Genomic DNA, 25,275 nt, shown 5'->3' with positions numbered 1-25,275 from the left:
CTTCCGCGACGCGTCCGACAACACGGTGCGCGACTACATCGACAAGCGCCGCCCGGAGACCGCGGACGAGGAGCGCGAGGGCCACCGGCACGTCGACGGGATGGTCCCGCGGATCCACCTGCCCGGCGAGGAGGCCGAGATGGGGCCTTCGGCCACCGGCAGCAGTCATATCCGCCAGCCCGGAAACCCAGTGCCCGTCCGGCGATTGCCCGCTCCCGTCCAGCCACCGCGGCACTGGGCGACCAGCAGCCCGATTCGAGTCGGGTCGGCTGACACCACGCACCTGTCGGGGAACGCGGCCCGTCGGCCGAGACCACGGCGGCCACGACCTCCCCCGCGCAGGTGTCGGAGACGCCAGGGACGCCCAACTCTGTTGTAACGGCGCCCCCTTGCGGGGAGCAGCGGGGCCGCGGGAACGCTTCGCCCCGGGGCGCACCCGCCCCTGGCGGTGGACGCGGCGGCGTGGGAAGTCGGACCGGCCGATTTCCCGCGCCGCCCCCCACGTCCGGGCCCGCAGAACCATCACGGCCCCGCACCCGTAGTCGCGTTTGACTATGGGTCGTAGTCGTGTTCGACTAGTGATGTGAGCACTTCGCGACTCTTCGCACTCAGCGCGCTGGCCCGGGGCGGGCCGATGCACGGCTACCAGATCCGCCAGGCGGCCCAGCTCGACCGCACCGAGCTGTGGACCGACGTCAAGCCCGGATCGCTCTACAGCGTCCTGCACCGGATGGCCGACGACGGCCTGGTCGAGGTGGTGCGCAGCGAGAAGGTCGGCAACCCGCCCGAGCGGACCGTCTACGCGATCACCGACCGGGGCCGCCGGGAGCTCGCCGCCCTGCGCGACGCGGCGCTGGGCAGGGTGCGCCTGCTGCCCGACCCGGTCGACCTGGCCCTGCAGTACACCGCGGACCTCACGGACGAGGACCTGGCCGGGTCCGTGGCCGCGCGCCGGCGGGCCGTGGCCGACCAGGTGGCCCTGTTCGAGGAGCAGTTCGAGGCCGCCAGGCCGGACCTGACCGGCCTCGAACCGTGGATCTTCGAGCACTGCCTCGCCCGTCTGAAGGCCGACCTGGCCTGGCACGACGACCTGCTCGGCACCCTGACGAAGAACACCCCGTCGAAGAACACCCCGTCGAAGAACACCCCGGCAAAAAACACCCCGGCAAAAAACACCCCGACGAGGAACACCCGGAGGACCCCGTGATACTCGTGACCGGCGCGACCGGCACCGTCGGCCGCGCCCTCGTCGGCCACCTGACCGCCCTGGGCGCCCCCGTGCGCGCCGCCACCCGCCGCCCCGACCGGGCCCGCCTGCCGGGCGGCGTGGACGTCGTCGGCGCGGACCTCGGCGAGCCGGACAGCCTGGCCGCCGCCCTGCGGGGCGTGCGCAAGGTGTTCCTGCTCTCCGACGGCCCCGACATCCCGCGCCACGACGCCAACCTCGCCGCCGCGGCCGCCCGCGCCGGCGCCGAGGCCGTCGTCAAGCTGTCCTCCGGCCGGGCCGCCGACCCGGACGCGGACGACCCCGTCGCCCGCTGGCACCGCGCGGGCGAACAGGCCGTCCAGGACAGCGGCCTGGCATGGACGTTCCTGCGCCCGATGGGCTTCATGTCCAACACCCTCGCCTGGGCCGGGACGATCCGCGCGGCCCGCACCGTGCGGGCCCCGTTCGCCGCCGGCCGGGTCTCCGTCATCGACCCCGCCGACATCGCCGCCGTCGCGGCCCGCGCCCTGACCGAGCCCGGACACGACGGCCGGGCCCACCTGCTGACCGGCCCCCAGGCCCTCACCCCCGGCGAGATGACCACGATCCTGGCCGACGTCCTGGGCACCCCGCTGGCCTTCACCGAGATCCCGCCCCACGCCGCCCGCCGGGCACTCCTGGACCACGGCCTGCGCCCGGAGACCGCGGACGCGGTCATGGCGCTGCGCGCCGCCTCCCTGGAACCGTTCGCCGCGACCGTCACGCCCGCGGTCCAGCAGCTCACCGGCCGCGCGGCGACGCCCTTCCGGGCCTGGGCCGAACGCCACCGCGAACAGTTCACCGAGGAGCCCGGCGGGGAACCCGGCGCGGAGCCCGGCGGGGAACCCGGCGCGGAGCCCGGCCGTGGCTGACACCCACCGCAAGCAGCCCGGCACGGAACCCGGCGGCGAGCCCCGCGCGGAGCCCGGCCGTGGCGGCGTCCACCGCGAACCCGTCGCCCTGGCCCCCGGACACGGCGGGCGCCGCCACGTGCCGGGCAGCCCGTACGTCGTCAAACTCGCGGGCGCCCAGAGCGGCGGATCGATCGCCGTCCTGGAGTCCACCTTCGAACCCGGCCAGGGCGCACCCCTGCACCTGCACCGCGGCCACGACGAGACGTTCTACGTCGTCAGCGGCGCGTTCCGCCTGCGGTGCGACGAACACACCACCGAGGCGGGCCCCGGCGCCTTCCTGCACGTCCCGCGCACCCACCCGCACTCCTTCACCGCGATCGGCGACACCCCCGCCACGATCCTGGTGACGCTGACCCCGGCCGGCTTCGAGGAGTTCTTCATCGAGGCCGCCGCCCTCGCCGCCGACGGCCGCCCGAACCGCCGGATGATGCAGACCCTCCTGGCCCGCTACGACCAGGAACTGGTCCCCGACGCGCCGCAGGACCAGCACCGGCCGGACGGCCGCTGAGGCCACCGTCCGAGCGGCCCGCGTCAGCGGTAGGTGCGCAGCACGTCGAGCAGGTCGCCGGTGTGGCCGTCGCGCGCGCCGAAGTGGGCGGCGCAGCTGAGCTGTTCGCGCAGGTGGAGCAGCCGCATGCGGTCCTGCCAGCCGTCGGTGAGGGGGTGGTGTTCGCGGTAGGCGTCGAAGAAGCGGGCGGGGACGCCGCCGGTGCAGAACATCATGCTCAGGTCCGTCTCCGCCCACGTCCAGCACACCGCCGGGTCGATGAACGCCGGTGTCGCGTCCGGGCGGGCGAGGATGTTGCCGTGCCACAGGTCGCCGTGGGTGAGGACGGGTGGTGCGGCGGGGAGGAGTTGGGGCAGCCGGTCGCAGATCCGTTCCAGGTCGGCGCGGCCCCGGGGTCCGAGCACCTGGCGGGCCAGGGGTTCGTCGAGGTAGCGCAGCAGGCGGTGGCGGGCGAAGAACTCGTGTCCGTCCTCGGTCCAGGGGTTGCGCTGTGCCAGGCGGCCGAGCCAGCCGTCCTCGGCCCAGCCGAAGCGCTGTCCGGTGGTGGCGTGCAGGCCGGCCAGCGCGTGTGCGGCGCGTTCCCAGAAGCCGGTGTCGTGCGCGGGCGGCTGTTCGAGGGCTTCCAGGACCAGGCCGTCCGGGTGAAGGGCCAGCACCCGCGGGGTCGCCAGCGCGCCGTGGGTGCGCAGGGCTTGCAGGCCCTGGGCCTCCTTCGCGTACGCGTCGGGGGCCAGTGCCGGGGTGGACTTCACCACCACGCGTCCGCCGCCGGCCAGGGTGACCAGCCAGACGGTGTTCGCGGCGCCGCCGGCCAGGCGCACCGCGTGCGCCGGCGGGCCGGGGAGCAGGTGCGGCGGCGGACCGTCGTGTCCGGCGGCCGCCTCATCGGTGTTCTGCGCAAGATCTTCCATGGCGGGCCCCTTTCCCGCGCCCGGCGCCACCGACTCCGGCCGGCACCGGATTTCGCCGCCCCAGGGGCAGCGGCAGGACCCGCGCCAGGCCTGCCGGGGTGCGCGGTACAGTCCGCTGCATGAACGAGAACGTGCGCGCCCCGTTCGGGAACTTCCCCCTCGTCCGCGCGGCGATCGAGGTCTGCGGCGACCTCGCCGCCCCCGTCGCCGACGCGTTGAAGAACGCGGACGCACACCAGTGGGCCGGATCCGTGCTGTACGTGGACACCGACCCCGACAAGGCGGACACCGCGGTGTTCTGCCAGGCCTACGACGTGCCGCTGGAGCTCTCCGCGAACTGCGTGGTGGTCGCCGCCAAACGCGGCGGCGACGTCACCCTGGCCGCCTGCCTGGTGCGCGCCGACACCCGCCTGGACGTCAACACCGCCGTGCGCAGGCACCTGGGCGCGCGCAAGGCCTCCTTCGCGCCGGTGGACGTCGCCGTCGCCGCCACCGGCATGGAGTACGGCGGCATCACCGCCGTCGGCCTGCCGGACGGCTGGCCGCTGCTGGTCGACGAGGCGGTGGCCGCCGCCGATCACGTGCTCATCGGCAGCGGGCGGCGGCGGGGCAAGCTGATCCTGCCCGGCTGGGCGGCGGCCCGGCTGCCCGGCGCCGAGGTCCTCCCGGGCCTGGCCGCCTGAGCCCGGCGGGGCCGGCGGCGGCGGGACCGGCCCGGGCTCGGGCCCGGGCGTGCGCGGCCGTGGCCGTGGCCGTGGCCGGGCACCATACCCCGCAGTACCTGAGTGGACGTCAAACTCGGCTGAGGCTGACCTTGGGGGGTCGGACGGCGGGATCTCGGCGGAACACGGTCGAAAGGGGTGGACATGGGAAACCTCAGCGGGAAGGTCGCGCTGGTCACCGGTGCCAGCCGGGGCATCGGGCGGGGCATCGCCGAACGCCTGGCCCGGGACGGCGCCCTGGTCGCCGTGCACTACGGCAGCAACGAGGCGGCGGCGAAGGAGTGCGTCGCGGCGATCGCCGGGGCCGGTGGCCGGGCGTTCACCGTGGGCGCCGAACTGGGCGTTCCCGGCGACGTGGACACCCTCGTGGGCGGGCTGGAGGCCGGGCTGCGCGCGCACGGGGAAGCGGCGCTCGACATCCTGGTCCACAACGCCGGGCTCAATCTCATGGGGCGCCCGATCGAGGTCCTCACTCCCGAGGAGTTCGACGAGATGGTCGCGGTCAACGTCAAGGCGCCGTTCTTCCTCACCCAGCGGCTGCTGCCACGGCTGCACGACGGCGGCCGGATCATCAACATCTCCTCCGTCTCCACCCGTATCGCCTCCGCCCACGGCATCGGCTACCCGCTCACCAAGGGCGCCCTGGAGGTGTTCGGCCACACCCTGGCCAAGTACCTCGGACCCCGCAACATCACCGTCAACTCCGTCGTCGTCGGGTTCACCCGCACCGACATGACCGCCGACGTGCTGGCCGACCCGGCGAACCTGGAACGCAACCTCGCCCTGACCGCCCTCGGCCGGATCGGCGAGATCCCGGACATCGCCGACGCGGTCGCCTTCCTCGCCTCCGACGACGCCCGCTGGATCACCGGCACCAAGATCGACGTCACCGGCGGCGTCAACCTGTAGCGGCCGCAGCGGGGGCCGCACCGCGCGCAGGCTGTACCGCGCGCAGGCCGTACCCGGGCCCGGGCAACCCGCCGCCCCGGGCGGCCGCGGGAGCTGCCCCGCCCGGCGGGCGGGACGGCGGGCAGGACGGCGGGCGGGCGGGACGGGCCTCGCGGTACAGCGGACCCCTGTGCCGCGGGCGCCGCCAACGCCTCGCGCACCACCGCCGGTTCGCCCGGCGGCACACCGGCGGCACACGGCCGGAGCGCCGGAGCACCCGGACCCCGCGCGGAACCCGGCGCCGCGTTACGGGAGGTCGGGCGCCCCCGGCCCCGGTGCCGCCGCTGGCCCGAACCACAGGTGCAGGGCCGCGCGCAGCTGTTCGGCGGCGGCCTGGGGCGGTGCGGTGGGCGGTGCGGTCCAGGCGGCGTGGCCGTCCGGGCGCACCAGGACCGCGGGCGTGCCGGGCAGGGCGCCGGGCCGCACCGTCGCCGCGCTCACCCGGTCTGTCCAGGGGCCGGCCGCCGTGCGCAGTGCCTCGGCCGCGGTGGTGTCCTCCAGGAGCAGGGCGCCGGCGCCGGTGTGGGCCAGCAGTGGTATCAGGGCGCCGTGTTGGAGGGTGTCGTCGTGGAGGGTGTCGTGTTGGAGGGGGATGTCCGGGACCATCGCGCCTTCCCAGGGGTGGCCGCTGCCGTGGGGGGCCGGGTAGCGGGTGGCGATGCCGGTGATCTCCTCGGCGAGGGGGCCGGCCGTGTCCTTGGCCTGTGCGAGTTCGGCGAGCAGGTCGCGCACCGGCGCGAGTTCCTCGTCGTCGCCGGCGAGCAGTGCCTGGGCGCGGGTGTTGCGCAGCAGTCTGGCGCCGGCCGCGTGCCGTTCGGTGTGGTAGGTGTCCAGGAGGGTTTCGGGGGCTTGTCCGCGGGCGACGAGGGCGAGTTTCCAGCCGAGGTTCATCGCGTCGTCGATGGCGGCGTTGACGCCGATGGCGCCGGCGGGCGGGTGGATGTGGGCGGCGTCTCCCGCCAGCAGGACCCGGCCCTGGCGCAGCCGTTCGGCCAGGCGGGCGGCGTCGCCGAAGCGGGTCAGCCAGTGGGCGCGGGTGATCGGGACGCGGTGTCCCAGGGCGTGGTCCAGTGCCTGCTGGAAGCGGGGCAGGGTGAGGGGTTCGTGCCGGTCCTGGGGCGGGTGGGGGTCTGCGGTGATCAGGCGGACGTAGCCGGGCCTGGGGATGGCGAACACGGTGCCGCCCGGGCCGGTGTTCACGCCGAAGGGGATCGCCTGCGGGTCGGTCAGGACCACGTCCGCGAGCAGGGTGAAGCGGCGGGCGGGGGTGCCGGGGAAGGCGATGGCGGCGAGTTTGCGTACGGTGCTGCGGCCGCCGTCGCAGCCGGCCAGCCAGCCGGCGTGCAGCAGTGCGGGGCCGTCGGGGGTGTCGGTGTGGGCGTGGACGCCGTCGTCGTCGAGGTCGAGGGCGTTCAGGCGGTGGCCGCGCAGGATGCGTACGCCCAGGTGGTGGGCGTGTTCGGTGAGGATCTCCTCCACCCTGGTCTGGGCGATGCCCAGGACGTAGGGGTGGCGGGTGCGCATGGCGGCGAGGTCGAGGCGGGCCTGTGCGGTGAACGCGGTGGTCGCCGCGGTGGGGCCTTCGGCGAGGAGGCGTTCGGCCAGGCCGCGGCGTTCCAGTAGTTCCAGGCTGCGGGCGTTGAGGTTGAAGCCGCGGCAGAAGCCGGGCGGGGCGGGGTCGCGTTCCAGGAGCACGGTGCGCACGCGGGCCAGGGCCAGTTCGCAGGCCAGCATCAGGCCGGCGGGGCCGGCGCCGACGACCAGGACGTCCGCGTCGCCGGCCCCGCCGGCCCCGGGTGCGCCGGCCCCGGGCGCGGCGGCGGGTAAGCGCCGTGCGGCGGGGACCTGTGCGGGGACGGGGACGGGCGTGGCGGCGGGTGCGGGTGCGGGGGTGTCAGGCATCGGGGGCGGCCTCCGGCCAGGCCAGGGTGCCCTGTTCGATCTCCTCGGCGGTGCGCAGGACCCATTGGCGTTCGGCGTGCAGCATGGCGTGGGCGTACTCGGCCTCGATGACGAACAGTCGGGGGGCGTGGTGTTCGTGGGTGGCGCTGTGGTGGGCGTGTTCGCTCTCGGTGATGCGGGTGTGCAGGGCGGCGGCCCGTTCGCGCAGTGCCTGGGCGGCGCGGTGTGGTCCCAGGGCGCCGAGGTAGCTGACGGCGGACAGGAATTTCGGGTATTCGCGGGAGGGTTCGCGGATGAGTTCGTCCAGCCACTGGGTGAAGTACTGGCGGCCCTGGGGGGTGTGGCGGTAGACGGTGCGGGTGGGGCGCGCGCCGACCTGTTCGGTGTCGGTGGCCTCGATCCAGCCGTCGCGGGCCAGGGCGCGCACCGTGTCGTAGAGCGAACCGGTGGTCAGTTTGAAGGCCTGGTCGAGGTGGCGCTCGCGCAGGGTGGTGGCCATGGCGTGAGGGTGCAGGGGCTGTTCGAGGAGCAGGCCGAGCAGGGCCAGGGCCAGGGGGTTGGCGGGTCGTTTGGCGGTCATGGCACTCCGTGGTCGCACGCGGGGCCCCGGGGCCGGGGCCCCGGGCGTGATACTCGGATCGTACTACTCGGATCCGAGTATGTGGAGGGGGTGGCCCGGGTCGCCCGCCGCCGGGCCGTGCCGCACCGGCCGCGCGGCGCGGGGGAGTTCGGGCCCGGCCGCGGCCGGGGCGCCGCCGGGTGCGATCATGGCGGGCATGGCTTTCGACGACGCACGGCCCCGGGCCGGCCTGGTCCATGAGCGCTGGCGTGCCCGCGAGGCGCCCCACGGGGACTTCATCGTGTTCGGCGACGGGTCGCTGTCGGTGATGCGGCTCATGCGGCTCTCCCCCGCCGACCGGCTCCACGACCCGCGGGCCCAGCAGTGGAGTTGGGGGGAACTGCTGCGGGCCGGCACGTGGACCCCCACCGACTGGACGGACGTCGACACAGTGTTCGCCACCAGCACCCACGCCGGCCACCGCGCCCTCGCGGGCGAGGCGTCCGAACACGGCAGCATCGGCTGGGTCGCGCTGACCCGCGACGACGAGGAGAACACCCTGGAGTGGCTCGCGATCTCCTGCTCGTCCAACCCGTTCGCCGACGTCACCCTCGACGACACCACGGTGACCGCCACCAGCACCCTGGGACGGATCTGGACCTTCCCCCGCGACGCCCCCCAGCAGGTACGGATCACCGAGGACCCCACCTACCCCTGGCACTCCCCGGCCCGGCCGCCGGACCCCGCCCCCTGAGGCACCCGGGCCCAACCGGCCCTGCGCCCGGTCCGGTTCGGCCCAGCCGGTCCAGCCCGGCCGGCCGACACCACCGGGCGGCGGGTCCGGGCGGCGGGGCCGGCCGACACCACCGGGCGGCGGGTCCGGGCGGCGGATCCGGGCGGCGGATCCGGGCGGGACGGCGGATGACAGCGGCCTCGCGGCGCCCTTCGCCGCTACCGTCGCCCGCATGGCCGACGAGAACTTCACCCACCCCCGGCTCGCCGCGCTCTACGACGCGCTGCAGGCCGGCCGCGACGACCTGGACGTCTACCTCGCCCTCGCCGCGGGCCTCGGCGCGCGCACGGTGCTGGACCTCGGGTGCGGGACCGGGGTGTTCGCGCTGCTGCCGGCCGCACGCGGGGCCGAGGTCGTCGCCGTGGACCCGGCCCGGGCGTGCCTGGAGGTGGCCCGGGCCAAACCCGGCGCCGGGCGCGTGCGCTGGATCCACGGCGACGCCAGGACCCTGCCCCCGCTGCGGGCCGACCTGGTGACCATGACCGCGAACACCGCCCAGGAGATCACCGACCCGCGCCTGTGGCACGCCACCCTCGCCCGGGCCTTCGCGGCGCTGCGCCCGGGCGGGCACCTGGTGTTCGAGACCCGCGACCCGGCCCGGCGGGCCTGGGAGGACTGGCACCGCGACGCCACCCGCACCGTCACCGACGTCCCCGGCACCGGCCCGGTCGAGACCTGGATCGACCTGGTCGCCGTCGACGGCCCACTGGTGACCTTCCGCTGGACCTACGGGTTCACCGCCGACGGGCAGCGGCTCACCTCCACCTCCACCCTGCGCTTTCGCCAACGCGGCGAGGTGGAAGCGGACTTGGCCGCCCACGGCTTCATCCTGCGCGAGGTCCGCGACGCCCCCGACCGGCCGGGCCGCGAACTCGTCTTCATCGCCGCCCGGCCACCGCAGCCGTAGACCCGCGCCACCACCCGGCCGCCCGGTCGCCCCACCGTCCGCCCGTCCCTGCCCCGGATCCGCCGTGCGCGCCCGGGTGACGGGGCGCCACCCCCGGGACACGGGCACCGAAAGCCTCCCCCGGGCCGTCACCGGGCAGGCTCCGGACCGTCACCGGGCAGGCGCCGGGCCGCGGCCGGGTCGCGGCCGGGTCGGCGCCGGTGGGCTGATCTGCTATTTTCGCCATGCTTCGACGCGAACCGTACAAGCGTGCGGTTTCGCATGCCCGCACGGGACCCCGGCCGCGAGCCCGGCCCCGAGGCGGGCACGGCAGTAGGTCGACCAGCGGGGGGACGGGATCCATGAACGCGTACGCGGGCTCCGACGGGCCTGGCCTGTACGGGCCCTACGGGCCGCCGGCGGGCGGGCCCCTGTTCGGGGTGAACCCGGCGGACCTGGACGCGGCGGCGAAGGTCGCCAAGGACACCGGTGAGGCGATGCCGGGCGAGCTCAAGCACATCCACGAGCCCTCCGACACGGCGGTCGCGGCGCTGTCGGGCTGGCGCACCGGGGCGTCGCTGCACGCCTGCACGGCGGCGTGGGAGGAGTGCCTGAACAAGCTGGCCTCGGAGGTGGACGGGGTGAGCCTGAAACTGGGCCAGACCGCCGGCAACTACCGCGGCACCGACACGGGCAACGCCGGCGCCCTCAAGCCGCCCGGCGCCGGACCCTACGCGCCGGCGGTGAACTGATGGTCACCCTCGCCCAGCTGCGCGACGCGGACCTGTCCTCCCTGGCCGGCGCCGCCGGCGCCTACGACACCCTGGCCGGCGCGTTCGGCAAGCACGTCCAGGCGATGAACACCGAGGTCACCAAGCACGTCTTCAACAGCCAGTGGGTCGGCACCGCGGCCGGCGCCGCCAACGCCTCCCTGCAGCGCACCAGCGGGCGCCTGGACGCCGCGCACACCGAGATGTCCGCGGTCTCGGGACTGCTGCGCGAGGCCTCGGAGAGCTTCCAGCTGGCGCAGTCCAAGCTGAAGGAGGCCCTCCAGGAGGCGCAGGGCGCGGGGCTGACGGTCGCCGAGGACGGCACGGTCAGCTGGCCGGCGCCCTCGCAGGCCGAACGCCACGACCCCGGCTACGACACGCCGCAGCGGGCCAGGGCCCTGGCGGATCGCATCTCCCACGCCGTCACCGAGGCCGACGGCGCCGACCAGAAGATCGCCAAGCTGCTGGACGACCTGACCGTGCGGGCCCGCACCGGCACCGGACTGGACCTGACGCAGGCCGGCGCCGACCGCAAGGCCGTCGACGAGCTCGGCACCGGCCTGATGGCCGCCGGCTGGCCGCCCGCCGGCGCCGCCCCCACCGAGGTCAACTCCTGGTGGAAGGGCCTGACCCCGGACGAGCAGCAGCGCCTGCTCCAGGCCCACCCCGACCTGCTGGGCCTGCGCGACGGCATCCCCGCCACCGCCCGCGACCAGGCCAACCGCCTCAACCTGGCACACCTGATCGACACCTACGAGCACAAGCCGAACCCGTCGGACGACGACAAGCAGAAACTGGACGGCTTCCGCGCGATCCGGGACAAGCTGAACGTGCAGAACGGCAAGCAGCCGCCCGCGTTCCTGCTGGGCGTCGGCGAACAGGGCCAGGGCCGCGGCATCCTGTCCTTCGGCGACCCCGACACCGCGAAGAACGTCAGCGCCTACGTGCCGGGACTGGGCACCACACTGTCCGCCGTCGGCGGCAAGGACGCCGACCGGGCCCTGAACGTGTGGACCGCCGCGCACAACGCCGACCCCACCAGCGCGACCGCCTCCATGGTCTGGCTCGGCTACGACCCGCCGCCCGGACTGGAGAAACTCGCCGACGGCGACACCCGGCCCCTGGACGTGATGGACACCGACCGCGCCGCCAAGGGCGGCGCCGCCTACGACACGTTCATGGCCGGACTGCGCGCCACCCACGAGGGCACCCCCGCGCACCTGGTCGCCCTCGCCCACAGCTACGGCTCCACCACCGTGGGCCTGGGCGCACAGCGCCCCGGCGGCACCGGCGCCGACGACATCATCCTGGTCGGCTCCCCCGGCACCGGCGCCGCCAACGCCTCCCAGCTGCACATCGACCCCCACCACGTGTGGGTCGGCGACGCCGAGAACGACCCGGTCAGCCACCTGCCCTCCAAGGGCCGCGTCTCCAACGACCTCGGCGGCGTCCTGGGCGGCGCCTCCGCCGGCCCGCTCGGCATGCTCGGCGGCGGCTACATCGCCGACAAGGTGTACGACTGGTTCGGCCCCGACAACCAGCTCTGGTTCGGCCAGGACCCCGCCGGCGAGGAGTTCGGCGCCAACCGGTTCAAAGTCGCCGACGGAGCGGAGAACTCCTTCCAGTCCCACTCCGACTACATGACCGACCCCGGCGAGAAGGACTCCAAGACCCTGGAATCGGTCAACAACATCGGCCAGATCGTGGCCGGCCGGTACGACAACGTGAAAACCCAGGGCCAGCGATGAACCAGACCCCCCACCAGACCCCCCGGCCCGTCCCCCGGCCCGCCCCCCGGCCGGCGCCCCTGGCCGCGGCCTGCGCCGCCCTCGCCCTCGCCCTGACCGCCGGCGGCTGCGCCGCCACCGGCGGCGGGGGCGGGGACACCAGCGCGACACCCGGCCCGCTCATGCAGCCCGCACAGGCCCTGCACCGGCTCGACGACCTGCTCCAGGAGGCGACCTCCGGCATCCAGCCCGCACTGCGCTACCGGGACGCCTGGCCCGACTGGCGCGAGCAGTACGCCAAGGGCCTGGACGAGCACTCCCTGGGCTACGCCCGGGCCTCACGCCGGCGCAACATCACGACCAAGGTCGCCCCCGCCAAGTACGGCGCCCTGCTCGACGCGGTACGCGGCACCTGGCAGACCAAGGGCTACCGCCTCACCACCGGACCCGACAGCGTGGCCGCCACCACCCCCGACGGCGCAAGCCTCGGCATCACCATCCACCCCTACGCCGGCAACATCGACATCAGCGCGGCGGTGGGACCCATCCCGCTCCCCCACGGCGCCGACCCCTTCGGCACCCCCACCCCCGAACCGACCCTGCCCGGCGGCAGCCCCGACATCCTCCCCGCCTACGACGACCCCTACTGGTCCACCTGACCCGCCCCCGCCCGCCACACCCTCCCCGGACCCGCCGTCCCCTCGCCAGGACCCGCCCCTCCCCAGGGCCCGCCCCGCCCCCTCGCCAGGACCCGCCCCGCCCCCGCCGCGTGACCCCGCACCAGCCGAAGGCCCCCGCCATGACCCCCGAACAGGCCGTCCACACCCTCGACGCGCTCCTCGACGAGGCGATGTCCGCCATCCGCCCCCCGCTGCGCCACCGGGACGGCTGGCCGCGCTCCACCGAGCAGACCACCGGCGGCCTCCAGGACCGCTCCCTGGGCTACGCCACCGCCACCCGCGAACGGCACGTCACCACCCGGGTCGCCCCCGCCAAGTACGGGGCGCTGCTGGGCGTCACCGAACGCGGCTGGCAGGACCGCGGCTACCGGATCACCGCCGTCAACCCCCGCCAGCCCGCCATGTTCGCCACCACACCCGCCGGATACGGCGTCGCCGTGCTGTTCGGCGCCGCCGGGAACATCACCTTCCAGGCCACCGTCGGCCCCATCCCCGTCATCCGCGACCGCGACCCCTTCGGCACCTACGTGCCCGAACCGACCCTGCCCGACGGCACCCTGGACGTCCTGCCCCGCCACGACGACCCGTTCTGGTCCGCCTGAACGCCAGACCCGTTGGCGGGCACACCCGCAGACCCGCCGGCGAGCGGCACCGGCAGGCTCACCGCCAGCCCCGCCGGCAGACGCACCGGTGAGCGCACCGGCAGACCCACCGGCAGGCACGGTGGCGGCACCCCACGCCCTCCCGCGTCCGAGGGATGGCCGCCCGGCGTCCGGGACCGGGCGCGCGCAGTAGGATCGGCGGCGTTGTCACCACATTCCACCGCTGGTAGGAGGCTTTTCATGGCTCAGGTCACGCTGAAGGGGAACCCGGTCCAGGTCGGCGGCGCGCTGCCCCAGGCCAGCAGCCAGGCCCCGGCGTTCACGCTGGTCGGCGAGGGACTCGCCGACACCTCGCTGCAGGACTTCGCCGGCAAGCGCAAGGTCCTCAACATCTTCCCCAGCATCGACACCCCCACCTGCGCCACCTCGGTGCGCACCTTCAACGCCAAGGCCGGCTCGCTGGCCAACACCGTGGTGCTGTGCATCTCCGCCGACCTGCCGTTCGCGCAGGCCCGCTTCTGCGGCGCCGAGGGCCTGGACAGCGTCCGGACCCTGTCCACCCTGCGCGGACGCGACTTCCACGAGAACTACGGCGTGGCCCTGGCCGACGGCCCGCTGGCGGGGCTGACCGCCCGCGCCGTCGTCGTCCTGGACGAGAACGACACCGTCCTGCACACCGAACTGGTCGCGGAGATCGCCGACGAGCCGAACTACGAGGCCGCGCTCGCCGTCCTCGCCTAGAACCGATGCCGGTGACTTTGCGGTCTTCCACGGCCCTCTGGCCGAAGCACTGCCGCAGGTCAGCGGCTCGCGATCGTTGTTAAGTCACCGGCATCGCGCCTAGAACCCCCCGCGGCACACCCGCCCCGGCCCCGGGCCGGGCCGCGCACACCGCCCGCGCACGCCGCCCGGCCCGCCCCCCAGGTCTTCACCAAGGGGGGCGGGCCGGGAAGGGGGCCGGGCGGGCCGGGAACCGGGGGCGGGTCAGGTGATGGAGGCTCCCGAGTCGATGCTGATGACCTGTCCGGTCATGCAGTCCTGGTCGAGGAAGAGCCCGATGGAACGGGCGACCTCCTGCGGGGTCACGAACCGCGGCACCGGCACCTTCTCCCGCATCCCGGCGACCACGTGCTCGGGCAGGGTGTCCGTCATCCCCGTGATCATGAACCCGGGCGACAGCGCGTTCACCGTCACCCCCCGGCGCCCGCACTCCGCCGCCAGCGTGCGGGTCAGCCCGATCAGCCCCGCCTTGGACGCCGCGTAGGCGGTCTGCCCGGCGGTGGCGATCAGCGCGGACGGGGAGACGATGTTGACCACCCTGCCCCAGCGGGCCCGCAGCATCGCCGGCACGCACACCCGCGCGGTGTGGAAGGAACCGACCAGGTTCGTGTCGATCACCTGCCGCCACTGCGCCGGATCCTGCATGGCCATCAGCGCGTCCCTGCGCACCGCCCCGTTGTTGACGAGCACGTCCACCGGGCCAAGCGCCTCGGTGATCCGCTCGTACATCGCGGTGACCTGCGCGTAGTCCGCGACGTCCCCACTGACCAGGACATGGTCGCCGGCCAGCTTGCCCGCCACCTCCTCGGCGGCCTGGCGGGCACTGTTGTAGTGCACCGCGACCCGGCACCCGGCCGCGTCCAGCGCCAGCGCCAGCTCCCGGCCCAGCCCCCCCGAAGCGCCGGTCACCAGCGCCACCGGGGACGCGGGCCGCTGCCCGAAAGCACCCTTGCCGCTCACCGCGCCCCTCCCCACGTCAACAGGACCGAACCCCACGTCATCCCGGCACCGAACCCGGCCAGCAGCACCGTGTCCCCGTCCTGGATACGCCCGGCGTCCAACGCCTCCGCCAGCGCGATCGGGATCGACGCCGAAGCGGTGTTGCCGTACCGGTCCAGATTCGCCACCAGACGGTCCGCGGGAATCCCGGTATGGGCGAGCACCGAGTTGATGATCCGGATGTTCGCCTGGTGCGGCACCACATGGTCCACGTCCGCCGGCGTCAGCTTCGCCTGCTCCAGCGTCTCGCGGATCGTACGCACCGTGTAGCGCACCGCGTTCAGGTAGATCTCGTTGCCGTTGATCTGCGCGTAGTGCAGACCGCGGCGCACCGTCTCCTCGGTCGTGGGCATCCGCGAACCCCCCGCCAGGACCTTCAGACTGTCCTTGCACGAGCCGTCCGCACCCAGGTTCCACGCCAGGACCCGCTCCACCGGGCCGGGCTGCAGGACCACCGCACCGGCCCCGTCACCCACCAGGATCGACAGGTCCCGGTCCGCCGGGTTCGCGGTCAGCGTGTGGGTGTCCGAACCGATCACCAGGATCGGCCGCGGATCCATGCGCAGCAGACCCACCGCCGTCACCAGCGCGTACACGAACCCCGCGCACTCGGAGTTCACGTCGTGCGCGCTGCCCGCGATGCCCAGCTCGTCGTGGACGAACGCCGACGTCGCCGGCGAGGGCTGCTCCGGCGTCGCCGTCGCCACGATCAGGTGCGCGATGTCCGCACCCGACAGCCCCGCCCGCTCCAGCGCCCGGCGCCCGGCCTGAACCGCCATCGACGCGGTGCTCTGCCCCGCCCCGACCGCCCGCCGCTCCCGGATCCCGCACCTGGAGACGATCCAGTGCTCGTCCACACCGAAACGCTCCGCCAGCTCCACGCTGGTCACCACGCGCTCGGGGACCGAGATCCCCCACCCGGTGATGTCGAAGCCGCTCATCGAGCAGTGCCCCGCGCTCAGACGCCGGCCTGGCCCACGAGCGCCAGGATCCGCTCGTGCACCACCCGCAGCGTCGTCGTGTCGTCGATGTCCGCGAACAGCGACTCGTCCGCCGGAATGTGCGGGTACTGGTTCTGGAACCCGTACAGCCACTCCATCAGATCCAGCGAGTCCACGTCCGCGATGTGCTGCAGCGCCGCGTCCGCGTCGATCTCCTGCGCTCCGGAGACCGCCTGCAACTGCGCGGCCAGGTCCTCGATGGTGGGGATGTCGGACATGAGTGATCGTTCCTTCCTGGACGCCCCGGAACGGGCGCCAACACGTGATGAGGCAGAACAGACCCGGAGAACACACCCCCGGGGGTGACGGACACCGCCACCGCGCACCCCGCCGCCCACAGGCCACGGGACGCACCGCGACGGAACCCGAAAACCCCCCGGGGAAACCCGGGAAGGCCGTGGGGGCCGCGTGTCTTGTCGAAACCGCATGAAACCCACCCCCACGCAAACGCCCCGCAACCCCGGCCCCCCACCCACGCTTGCGCACCGCTTGCGAGACACGCGCTTACCTGACCCGAGACACCGCACCCACACGCACGACACCCACCACCGCGCCGCACCGGGAGGGAACGACCCGCACCACCCCCCACCGCGACGCACCACGGCCCGGACACCACACCGCGACGCGACCCACCGCACCACCCCGCACCGCGACGCACCGCGACGCGGACACCGCACCGCACAACGCCGCACCGCACAACGCCGCACCGCCGGCGACCATGCCGGGACCCACCGCACCAGGAACGCACGCACCGGGGACGCACCACACCGCACCGCGACGCACCGCGGCGTGGACACCGCACCGCCGGCGACCATGCCGGGACCCACCGCACCAGGGCCCTACCGCGCCGGGGACGCACGCACCGGGGACGCACCACACCGGGCAAGCACCGCGTCAGGGCGGCCCGGCCACCACACGGACGCCCGCCAACCGCCCTCACCGGCACGAACGCCCGCACCGCACGGGACCGACCACCGCCACCGACACGGCCGTCCACCCGGGCAACGGCGCCCCCGGCCCCACCGCCCGGCCGAGCCCGGCCGGGCACCACCCGGCACCACCCGGCCCGGCCGAACACGGCCGAGCCCAGTCCAGTCCACCCGATCCGCCATCAGAACAGGGGCACACCCGCATGACCACCGCCGAGACCCGCTCCATCAACCCCGACGTCGACGCGATCCGCCACCACTACGAGGTCGGCAACGACCTCTACCGGCTCATCCTCGGCCCCACCATGATGTACTCCGGCGGCTACTGGGAGGACGGCGAGGACCTCGTCGCCACCCTCGACGAGGCCCAGGAACGCAAGCTCGACGTCTTCACCGACCTCGCCCAGGCCGCCGGCAAGGCCAAGGTCCTGGACATCGGCTGCGGCTGGGGCACCATGCTCAACCGCCTCACCACCGTCCACGGCGTCCAGCAGGCCGTCGGCGTCACCCTCTCCCGCACCCAGGCCGACTTCGTCGCCGCCCTCGACAACCCCGCCATCCACGCCCGCGTCGAGAGCTGGGAGGACCACAAGGCCGAAGGCGAGCCCTACGACGCCGCGTTCTGCATCAACGCCCTCGAACACTTCGTACTCTCCTCCCTCACCCCCAAGGAGCGCACCCAGCGCTACCGCGTCTTCTTCAAGCAGGTCCACTCCCTCCTCAAGCCCGGCGCCCGCTTCGTCCTGCACACCATGACCGTCGAGAACCCCCCGCTGCGCCGCCAGCTCCTGGACGACCTCAAGTTCCTCCAGCGCGAGGAGTTCGAGGGCTGCCACATCCCGCGCCTGCCCGAACTCGCCGCCGGCCTCGACGGCCTCTTCGAGGTCACCGAGATCCGCAACGAACCCGAGTCCTTCGCCCGCGCCTGCCGCGCCTGGCTCCAGCTCCTGGCCGCCCGCCGCGACGAAGCCGTCGCCATGGCCGACGAGACCACCGTCCAGCGCTTCGAGCGCTACCTCGACATCTTCGCCTACACCCTCGAAGACCACATCTTCAACAACTTCCGCGTCACCCTCACCCGCCGCGCCTGAAAGGGGACACCCCGGCCATGACCACCACCGCCGAACACCCCGCCCCCTCCGGCGCCGACCAGCCCGAACCCGCCGGCGCCACCACCCACCCCGACACCACCGCCGTACGCCACCTCAAAGTCGCCATCATCGGCGCCGGCATCTCCGGCCTGGGCACCGCGATCCGCCTCCTGCAGACCGGCACCGACGACTTCCTCGTCTTCGAACGCGCCACCGACCTCGGCGGCACCTGGCGCGACAACACCTACCCCGGCTGCGCCTGCGACGTCCAGGCCCACCTCTACTCCTTCTCCTTCGCCCGCAACCCGGAGTGGAAGTCCACCTTCGCCACCCAGGCCGAAGTCCACGCCTACCTCAAGGACACCGCCCACCGCTTCGGCGTCGAACCCCACCTGCGCTACGGCCACGAACTCCTCGACGCCCACTGGGACACCGACCACCGCCACTGGCGCATCCACACCACCCACGGCCGCTACACCGCGCAGATCCTCATCACCGGCACCGGCTACCTCTCCGAACCCGCCGTCCCCGACCTGCCGGGCCTGGCCACCTTCACCGGCACCCTCTTCCACTCCGCCCGCTGGCGCCACGACCACGACCTCACCGGCCGCAACGTCGCCGTCATCGGCACCGGCGCCTCCGCCATCCAGTTCGTCCCCGCCATCCAGAACCAGGTCGCTCGCCTCGACCTCTACCAGCGCACCCCGCCCTGGGTCGCCCACAAACCCGACAAGCCCAACACCCCGCGCCACACCTGGATGCTGCGCCACCTACCCGGCTACCAGCGCTTCCGCCGCGCCTTCAACAAGAACGGCCGCGAGATCGTCGCGTTCTTCATGTCCCGCCCAGGCCGCACCACCGGCATGAAGAACATGGCCGCCGGCCACCTCAAGAAATCCGTCCCCGACCCCGGCCTGCGCCAGCGCCTCACCCCCGACTACACCGTCGGCTGCAAACGCCTCCTCTTCTCCAACACCTGGTACCCCGCCATCCAGCAACCCAACGTCGACATCGTCTCCGACACCATCACCGACATCGGCCCCACCCACATCACCACCGCCGACGGCACCACCCGCACCATCGACACCATCATCCTCGCCACCGGCTTCACCGCCACCGACCGCCCCGTCGCCCGCCGCATCCACGGCCGCGACGGAGCCACCCTGCGCGACACCTGGCACACCCACGGCATGAAAGCCCACCGCGGCACCACCATCCACGGCTTCCCCAACCTCTTCATGCTCCTGGGCCCCAACACCACCCTGGGCCACTCCTCCCAGACCGTCATGATCGAAGCCCAGATCGCCTACATCATCGACGCCCTCAAAACCATCGACACCCACGGCATCACCTCCGTCGAGGTCCGCCCCGAAGCCCAGAACACCTACAACCAGACCCTCACCGGCCGCCTGAAGAACACCGTCTGGAACACCGGCGGCTGCCAGAGCTGGTACACCGACCAACACGGCAACAACCCCTCCATCTGGCCCACCTACACCTACCGCTTCCGCCGCCAGACCCGCCGCTTCGACCTCCTCAACTACCAACGCGCCACCGTCACCCACACCACCCCCTAACCCCCACCCCCCTGCCCGGCACACAGGCACACGGGCACACGGGCACACGGGCACACGGGCACACGGGCACAACCACACAGGCACACCCAACACGGCCGGGCGGCACCCGCCCACCCACGGACCCCGCCGCCCGGCCGGCCCACACCCCCGGAACACCCCACCGGAAACCAGAACCGGACACACAACCGACAACCGAACACCCACACAGCCCCCACCACCTCAGGGACCCACGCACCCGCCCTCACACACTAACCACCACCAGGCCGCCCACCCGGCCGCCAACCCCAGAACATCACACCATCAGACACCCACACCACGAACAGACACACACCACCCCAACACCCACCCCTACCCCGGAACAGGAAACCCCCGCATGCCCAACCCCAACCTCACCAGGCGCACCCTCCTCACCACCACCGCCACCACCGCCCTCATCACCGCCTACAACACCACCACCCGCACCTGGGCCACCACCAACACCCCCACCACCCACGGCCGCCTCTCCCCCGTCCCCACCCTCGACGGCACCCTCACCACCGACACCGCCACCCTCACCGAATTCAGCCACGACTTCGGCCGCCTCACCACCAACACCCCCCACGCCGTCCTCAAACCCGGCTCCGACCAAGACATCATCAAAATCATCAACTACGCCCGCTGCAACGGCCTCAAAGTCGCCATGAACGGCCGCAGCGGCACCGACAACGACCTCGAATCACACTCCAACTACGGCCAGGCCTCCCCCGCCGGCGGCATCAGCATCGACGCCCGCACCCTCAACCGCATCCACACCATCACCCCCACCAACGCCACCGTCGACGCCGGCGTCACCTGGGCCCAACTCACCGACGCCGCCCTCGACCAAGGCCTCACCCCACCCTGCCTCACCGACTACCTCCACCTCTCCATCGGCGGCACCATCAGCATCGGCGGCATCGGCAACACCGTCCAAAAACACGGCCTCCAAGCCGACACCGTCGAATCCATCGACATCATCACCGGCACCGGCCGCCTCCTCACCGCCACCCCCACCAAAAACCGCGACCTCTTCCACGCCGCCCTCGCCGGCGCCGGACAATTCGGCATCATCATCCGCGCCACCGTCAAACTCATCCCCGCCCCCCAACGCGCCCTCGTCTTCAACCTCTACTACAACAACCTCACCACCTACCTCACCGACCAGCAAACCATCCTCAACGACGGCCGCTTCCACACCCAAATCGGCGAAATCATCCCCCAACCCGACACCACCCCCCAATACAAAATCGAAACCGCCACCTACTACAACGGCACCACACCCCCCAACCCCACCCCCCTCCTCACCGGACTCAACCCCGACCCCGGCCAAACCACCATCACCGACCAGACCTACCGCGAATACACCTACCGCGCCGACACCTGGACCCAAAACCTCAAAAACCTCGGCTACTGGAACCAACCCAAACCCTGGCTCAGCCTCTTCCTCCCCGCCACCCAAGCCGCCAACTTCATCACCTACGCCACCCCCCTCCTCACCCCCGAAACCCTCGGCCAAGGCCTCCTCCTCTTCTACCCCTTCCCCACCAACAAAATCACCCACCCCTACGCCATCACCCCCAACGAACCCACCACCTACCTCTTCGACCTCCTCACCTTCCCCCACCCCAACACCAACCCCACCACCCAACTCACCCACAACCGCACCCTCTACGACCACGCCACCACCCTCGGCGCCAAACGCTACCTCGTCGGCGCCATCCCCCACATGACCCCCACCGACTGGAAAAACCACTACGGCCCCCAATGGAACAACCTCACCAACACCAAACACAAATACGACCCCACCCACACCCTCACCCCCGGCCAAAACATCTTCCCCTAACAACACAAACACACAGACACACAGACACAGACACACGCACAGGAACACGGGCAAAGGCGCACAGATAAACCGACAGGCAAACCACAGGCACGGGCCGCAAGCGACAAAAAAGAAACATCTACCGAAAACCAGAAAGCAAGAACTCGGAACATCGGGAACCCGGAAAAGAACAGGAGGCCACACCATCCACACCTACGACCTCGTCAACGAAGCCGTCATCCACGCCCCCACCCACCAGGTCTGGAACCACCTCATCGCCGAACTCAACGGCACCACCACCTGGTGGACCCCCCACAACACCCACCAACCCGGCAACCCCACCCCCGAACACCCCGGCGGCACCACCCACATCACCGTCCACCCCAACGGCCACACCAAACCCGGACCCAAAATCCACTTCACCGCCACCACCACCCACATCACACCCCCACACACCCTCACCACCACCCACACCGGCCACTTCACCGGCACCACCACCTACACCCTCACCCCCACCCACAACAACCAACACACCAAACTCACCATCACCTTCACCACCACCCCCCACGGATGGCCCACCCTCCTCCCCAAACACACCATCCCCAACCAACACACCAAAGCCACCCACAACGCCCTCACCAACCTCAACCACCAACTCACACACAACACAAACACAGACACCCGATAGCCACCCGCGGCCCCTCGTGCCCGACCCGCGACTCGCGCACAGACCACCTGCTCACCGCCAACTCCCGTGAAGTCGACCGCGGGAGCTGGCGAACCGGGCCACCCGTCGAAACCGCCCCCGCGACGGGCGCGACCCGGGACCTGCTTTCCGCCCGTCGCTCCGACTACTACTGACAGCTGTCGCCCACTCCGCACCCCGCCGGCCCCGCGCGAACAACGCCCGCCCCAGCCCTACCGGCTGTCACCCCGGCCCGGCACAATCACCCGTATGACGATCACCCCGAGCGCGCCGCCTCCGCGCAGCACTCCGGTCGCCCTCGCCCGCAGTTTCCTGACGGGGGCCGTGATCGGGAGCTCGCTGGCCGCGCTCGTCGTCGGCGTGGTCGTCGAGAAGGTGCCCTTGTTCATCGGGGGTTTGGGACTGCCCATCGCCTACGGTCTGTTACTCCTGCTCGCCGGGGCGCCGCGGCGGGCCCGGGAGGCGGCGGTCGTGCCCCGGACGGCGCTCGCGATGATCGAGAGCCTGCGCGCCATTGGGGGTGAGACGAGCGACGTGCCGGTGCGGTTCGATCTCACCGTCGCACCGGACGACGAGCCGGCCTACCGCGTCGGGATCACTCAGGACATCAACCTGGTCGACCTCCCCGACTACCGGCCGCGCGGCGTCCTGGTGGTGAAGTATCCGCAGGACAGGCCGTGGCGGGTGAGGATCGTGAAGCGGCCGACCCCGGAGTGGGAGGAGCGGGCGGCCGGCGCTCAGCTGGATTCGGCTCCCGAGTCGACCATGGTGACCGAGCCTCCCGAGGGCCGTTCGACCGGCTTCGTCGGGCTCTTCGGCCTGCTGCTCGCCGCGGCTGCCGTGGTCTTCCTGTTCCGCGTGGACCTGTTCGAACAGCAGGACTCCGCTTCTCCGGCACCGACGGTCACTTCGACGTGGTCGACCACGGTGGTGTCGTCCGGGACCGGGACTGTCTCCCTCGGGCCGGACCAGTCGTTCCTCGACGACGGCGAACTGCGCAAGGCCATCAACTCCCTTACCGAGGGGAAGGATCCGCGCCAGGCGATCACCGTCTTCGCGCAGGAACGCGTGCTGTCGGTCGTGTTCTCCCCGAGCGGCACGAAGGCCCCCCAGTTCGATCCACTGTCCCTGCCCTACGAGCGGTTCCCGGCCCTGGTCAAGGAGGCCGAGACGACGCTCGGCGTCCGCTCCCCGACGTCCTGGCAGATCACCGCCGACCATCTCGCCGGCTCCCTCACGATCAGGGTCGGCGTGACCGGGCCCGAGGGCAGTGCCTCGCTGGAGGCGAACGGTGAGGGCCAGGTGGTGCGACGCACCCCGGCACGCTGATCACCGCGCTTCACCCGCGCTCGACGCGCTTCGACATCAAGACTGCTTTCCACCAGCCGACTTGGGCCGGCCACCGCGGCTCCCCACCGGCCCGGACGTGGTAGATCTTGCACGCGACGGGTTGCCACGGCAGCGAGGAAACCCCGGCGGACCGTACCGGAGGGACAGGAGGAGGACACATGGGCTGGCACGACTGTCTGGCGCTCTGGTGCGGGGTGTTCGGCACATTGGCACTGCTCGGGTACGGGCGGTCACTGGCGGGGGTGACCCGAGCCCAGCGGACGGTCCGGGTGATGGGACGGATCGAGCGGGTGCAGGAGCCGCGGCACGGAGGTTCCGAGGGGGACGGCATAGCGGTCGTCGTCACCTTCCAAGACTCCTCCACCGGGCAGGAGTTCACCGTGACGAACGACGGTGACTGCGGCGACAGGATCAACACGGCCTGGACGGGCCGGGAGATCGGGATCCGCTATCCGCCCGGGAGACCGCACGCCTTCCGGTTCACCAACGACCTCTGGGCCGGCCGCTACGGGCTCGGCTGGCCGAACTTCGCGGTGTTCCTGATCTACGTCGGGCTGGTGGTCGTCGCCGCGATCGACTGGGGCTGGCCGTGGGCCCTGATCGGTGTCGGCGCGCCGTGGAGCGTGTTCCTCGCGTGCTCCCTGCCCCAGGAGGTCCGCCAGGCGCGGAGCCGGTTCGACACCCTGGCCGCGATGGTTCCCGTTCCGGGCCGTGTGGTCGCCGTCGTCAGGAACGTCCGCACCGACGAGGACGGCTACACGTCCACCAGCCAGACGCCGGTGGTCGCCTTCACCACCCACGAGGGCGTGGCCGTCACCGCCTACTGCTTTTCGGGCCTGCCGGACCCGACCAACTCGTACGGCCGGAACGTCACGATCCACTACTCCCCCGCCGACCCGGCCGACTTCACCCCGGACCTCGCGTCCGCACAGCGGTCCTGGAGGAGCGGAGTCACCAGCGGCATCGTGGGCCTTCTCGTCACGGCGTCGGCGGCAGTCGCGGGAGCGGTCCTGCTCTGACACCCAACGGCCGTAGCACCATCGGCCAGCGAACCGTCCTCAGTCACGGGGCCGGTCCCGGAGCCGTCGTCGGCCTGCGGCATCCTGGCCCGATGAATGCACCGAGGGCCCAGTGGGTCAACACGACACATGACTGGTCGAGCGCCGTCGATACGGACCATCTCGCGCACATCAGGCAGAACCCGGCGAAGTTCGCTCCGGACGGACCCTGGCACCTCGTCCTGGAAGTCCTCGGCTATGCGGCCGACGAAGCGTCAGGCAGTGGCGGCGGGCGCTGTGTCCTCGTTCTCCACGCCGACGGCTCGCTGTCCGTCAGGGACGACGGGCGGGGCACCGACACCCGGGTGGACGAGCGGGGCCGGAGCGTGAAGAAGCCGGTCATGGCGACGAAGGACCTTCGGTTCTTCGACTCCCCACAGGCCGAAGTGCTGCCCGACGGTCATCCCCGGCGCGGCATGTCCGTCGTCGCAGCGCTCAGCGACTGGCTCGTCCACACCAACCGCCGCCTCAACGGAGCCTGGACCCAGCGCTACGAACTCGGCGTCCCCGTCACCGGCCTGGAGCCCATCGAGGTGGACGGCACGACCGGGACACTGGTCCACTTCAAGCCGAGCGCACCAGTGGGCCCGCTCACCACCCCAACGCTCACCGGCCCGACACTCACCGGCCCGACGCCGGACGACCTGACACACCTGGCCGCGACCTGGCCGCAGTTGGAGGTCCAGTTCGACGACCGGCGTGGGCCGTACTGACATTCGAGATATCCAGGACATCCGAGATATCTGACCGGCAGCTGTCCGAGTTCCCGCGTGCCA

General features: G+C 72.4%; 25 protein-coding genes. 19 read left to right on the top strand and 6 right to left on the bottom strand.

Going from position 1 to position 25,275, the window contains the following annotated elements:
- The first annotated feature begins 583 nt into the window (after window positions 1-583).
- From ACIOGZ_RS21240 to ACIOGZ_RS21230, 3 genes are read left to right on the top strand one after another with little or no spacing between them, the layout of a single operon-like run.
- Window positions 584-1,207 carry a PadR family transcriptional regulator gene (locus tag ACIOGZ_RS21240; protein WP_400986761.1) on the top strand — a complete coding sequence of 208 codons (624 nt, stop codon included), beginning with the start codon at window positions 584-586 and terminating at the stop codon, window positions 1,205-1,207.
- Window positions 1,204-2,118, top strand: a complete 915-nt coding sequence (locus ACIOGZ_RS21235) for an NAD(P)H-binding protein (RefSeq protein ID WP_400986760.1) — start codon at window positions 1,204-1,206, stop codon at window positions 2,116-2,118. Before ACIOGZ_RS21240 ends, ACIOGZ_RS21235 begins: the two co-directional genes overlap by 4 nt.
- Window positions 2,111-2,668 carry a cupin domain-containing protein gene (locus ACIOGZ_RS21230; protein WP_400986759.1) on the top strand — a complete coding sequence of 186 codons (558 nt, stop codon included), beginning with the start codon at window positions 2,111-2,113 and terminating at the stop codon, window positions 2,666-2,668. The genes ACIOGZ_RS21235 and ACIOGZ_RS21230 overlap by 8 nt, the downstream gene beginning before the upstream one ends.
- A gap of 23 nt (window positions 2,669-2,691) precedes the next feature.
- Here ACIOGZ_RS21230 and ACIOGZ_RS21225 read toward each other — a convergent pair whose 3' ends face one another.
- Window positions 2,692-3,579, bottom strand: a complete 888-nt coding sequence (locus tag ACIOGZ_RS21225) for a fructosamine kinase family protein (RefSeq protein ID WP_400810510.1) — start codon at window positions 3,577-3,579, stop codon at window positions 2,692-2,694.
- A 119-nt stretch (window positions 3,580-3,698) separates the two neighbouring features.
- Here ACIOGZ_RS21225 and ACIOGZ_RS21220 point away from each other — a divergent pair, with 119 nt between their 5' ends.
- Together ACIOGZ_RS21220 and ACIOGZ_RS21215 are read left to right on the top strand one after the other, a co-directional pair.
- Window positions 3,699-4,262, top strand: a complete 564-nt coding sequence (locus ACIOGZ_RS21220) for a YbaK/EbsC family protein (RefSeq protein ID WP_400986757.1) — start codon at window positions 3,699-3,701, stop codon at window positions 4,260-4,262.
- A gap of 183 nt (window positions 4,263-4,445) precedes the next feature.
- Window positions 4,446-5,210, top strand: a complete 765-nt coding sequence (locus tag ACIOGZ_RS21215) for an SDR family oxidoreductase (protein ID WP_363589053.1) — start codon at window positions 4,446-4,448, stop codon at window positions 5,208-5,210.
- 285 nt (window positions 5,211-5,495) lie between these two features.
- On the opposite strand, the gene ACIOGZ_RS21210 is transcribed toward ACIOGZ_RS21215, so the two are convergent.
- Window positions 5,496-7,151, bottom strand: coding sequence for an FAD-dependent monooxygenase (locus ACIOGZ_RS21210; RefSeq protein WP_400986755.1), 1,656 nt, complete (start codon window positions 7,149-7,151; stop codon window positions 5,496-5,498).
- Window positions 7,144-7,731, bottom strand: coding sequence for a PadR family transcriptional regulator (locus ACIOGZ_RS21205; RefSeq protein WP_363589049.1), 588 nt, complete (start codon window positions 7,729-7,731; stop codon window positions 7,144-7,146). The genes ACIOGZ_RS21210 and ACIOGZ_RS21205 overlap by 8 nt, the downstream gene beginning before the upstream one ends.
- A 196-nt stretch (window positions 7,732-7,927) precedes the next feature.
- Here ACIOGZ_RS21205 and ACIOGZ_RS21200 point away from each other — a divergent pair, with 196 nt between their 5' ends.
- The 7 genes from ACIOGZ_RS21200 to tpx all read left to right on the top strand — a co-directional run bounded on the left by ACIOGZ_RS21200 (window position 7,928) and on the right by tpx (window position 13,909).
- On the top strand, window positions 7,928-8,464 hold the full coding sequence (locus ACIOGZ_RS21200) for a hypothetical protein (protein ID WP_400986753.1): 537 nt from the start codon (window positions 7,928-7,930) through the stop codon (window positions 8,462-8,464).
- A 211-nt stretch (window positions 8,465-8,675) separates the two neighbouring features.
- Window positions 8,676-9,410, top strand: coding sequence for a class I SAM-dependent methyltransferase (locus ACIOGZ_RS21195; RefSeq protein WP_400986751.1), 735 nt, complete (start codon window positions 8,676-8,678; stop codon window positions 9,408-9,410).
- A 341-nt stretch (window positions 9,411-9,751) separates the two neighbouring features.
- Window positions 9,752-10,141, top strand: coding sequence for a type VII secretion target (locus tag ACIOGZ_RS21190; protein WP_363589045.1), 390 nt, complete (start codon window positions 9,752-9,754; stop codon window positions 10,139-10,141).
- A complete protein-coding gene (locus ACIOGZ_RS21185) occupies window positions 10,141-11,907 on the top strand; it encodes an alpha/beta hydrolase (protein ID WP_363589043.1) in 1,767 nt (588 codons plus the stop codon). Before ACIOGZ_RS21190 ends, ACIOGZ_RS21185 begins: the two co-directional genes overlap by 1 nt.
- Window positions 11,904-12,545 (top strand): hypothetical protein, encoded by a 642-nt coding sequence (locus ACIOGZ_RS21180; protein ID WP_400986748.1) that lies wholly within the window; start codon window positions 11,904-11,906, stop codon window positions 12,543-12,545. The genes ACIOGZ_RS21185 and ACIOGZ_RS21180 overlap by 4 nt, the downstream gene beginning before the upstream one ends.
- 140 nt (window positions 12,546-12,685) lie before the next feature.
- Window positions 12,686-13,168, top strand: a complete 483-nt coding sequence (locus tag ACIOGZ_RS21175; RefSeq protein WP_363589039.1) for a hypothetical protein — start codon at window positions 12,686-12,688, stop codon at window positions 13,166-13,168.
- 240 nt (window positions 13,169-13,408) lie between these two features.
- Window positions 13,409-13,909, top strand: a complete 501-nt coding sequence (gene tpx, locus ACIOGZ_RS21170; protein ID WP_400986746.1) for a thiol peroxidase — start codon at window positions 13,409-13,411, stop codon at window positions 13,907-13,909.
- A gap of 243 nt (window positions 13,910-14,152) precedes the next feature.
- Here the strand turns inward: tpx and ACIOGZ_RS21165 are convergent, their stop codons facing one another.
- From ACIOGZ_RS21165 to ACIOGZ_RS21155, 3 genes are read right to left on the bottom strand one after another with little or no spacing between them, the layout of a single operon-like run.
- The gene (locus tag ACIOGZ_RS21165; RefSeq protein WP_363632280.1) at window positions 14,153-14,908 is read right to left on the bottom strand and encodes an SDR family NAD(P)-dependent oxidoreductase; all 756 of its coding nucleotides are present in this window, start codon (window positions 14,906-14,908) and stop codon (window positions 14,153-14,155) included.
- A complete protein-coding gene (locus ACIOGZ_RS21160; protein WP_363589035.1) occupies window positions 14,905-15,888 on the bottom strand; it encodes a beta-ketoacyl-ACP synthase 3 in 984 nt (327 codons plus the stop codon). Before ACIOGZ_RS21160 ends, ACIOGZ_RS21165 begins: the two co-directional genes overlap by 4 nt.
- Window positions 15,889-15,905: 17 nt before the next feature.
- Entirely contained in the window at window positions 15,906-16,166 is a 261-nt protein-coding gene (locus ACIOGZ_RS21155) for a hypothetical protein (RefSeq protein WP_063350787.1), read from the bottom strand.
- Window positions 16,167-17,080: 914 nt separating this feature from the next.
- Between ACIOGZ_RS21155 and ACIOGZ_RS21150 the strand changes: the two genes are divergently transcribed.
- The 7 genes from ACIOGZ_RS21150 to ACIOGZ_RS21120 all read left to right on the top strand — a co-directional run bounded on the left by ACIOGZ_RS21150 (window position 17,081) and on the right by ACIOGZ_RS21120 (window position 25,212).
- Window positions 17,081-17,968 (top strand): class I SAM-dependent methyltransferase, encoded by an 888-nt coding sequence (locus ACIOGZ_RS21150; protein ID WP_363589033.1) that lies wholly within the window; start codon window positions 17,081-17,083, stop codon window positions 17,966-17,968.
- Between the two features lie 17 nt (window positions 17,969-17,985).
- The gene (locus ACIOGZ_RS21145; RefSeq protein WP_400986744.1) at window positions 17,986-19,545 is read left to right on the top strand and encodes a flavin-containing monooxygenase; all 1,560 of its coding nucleotides are present in this window, start codon (window positions 17,986-17,988) and stop codon (window positions 19,543-19,545) included.
- Between the two features lie 373 nt (window positions 19,546-19,918).
- Window positions 19,919-21,406 carry an FAD-binding protein gene (locus ACIOGZ_RS21140; protein ID WP_400986742.1) on the top strand — a complete coding sequence of 496 codons (1,488 nt, stop codon included), beginning with the start codon at window positions 19,919-19,921 and terminating at the stop codon, window positions 21,404-21,406.
- Window positions 21,407-21,470: 64 nt separating this feature from the next.
- On the top strand, window positions 21,471-22,073 hold the full coding sequence (locus ACIOGZ_RS21135; protein ID WP_400986919.1) for an SRPBCC family protein: 603 nt from the start codon (window positions 21,471-21,473) through the stop codon (window positions 22,071-22,073).
- 267 nt (window positions 22,074-22,340) lie between these two features.
- Complete coding sequence (locus ACIOGZ_RS21130; protein WP_400986739.1) at window positions 22,341-23,420, top strand: hypothetical protein; 1,080 nt, start codon at window positions 22,341-22,343, stop codon at window positions 23,418-23,420.
- A 179-nt stretch (window positions 23,421-23,599) separates the two neighbouring features.
- Window positions 23,600-24,460, top strand: a complete 861-nt coding sequence (locus ACIOGZ_RS21125; RefSeq protein WP_400986737.1) for a DUF3592 domain-containing protein — start codon at window positions 23,600-23,602, stop codon at window positions 24,458-24,460.
- A gap of 92 nt (window positions 24,461-24,552) precedes the next feature.
- The gene (locus ACIOGZ_RS21120; RefSeq protein WP_400986735.1) at window positions 24,553-25,212 is read left to right on the top strand and encodes an ATP-binding protein; all 660 of its coding nucleotides are present in this window, start codon (window positions 24,553-24,555) and stop codon (window positions 25,210-25,212) included.
- The last annotated feature ends 63 nt before the right edge of the window (window positions 25,213-25,275 follow it).

The organism is Kitasatospora sp. NPDC088160, from assembly GCF_044741445.1.
GTDB lineage: Bacteria > Actinomycetota > Actinomycetes > Streptomycetales > Streptomycetaceae > Kitasatospora.
The sequence above is the reverse complement of the archived record's forward strand: the minus strand, read 5'-3'. Positions and strand labels throughout refer to the sequence as shown.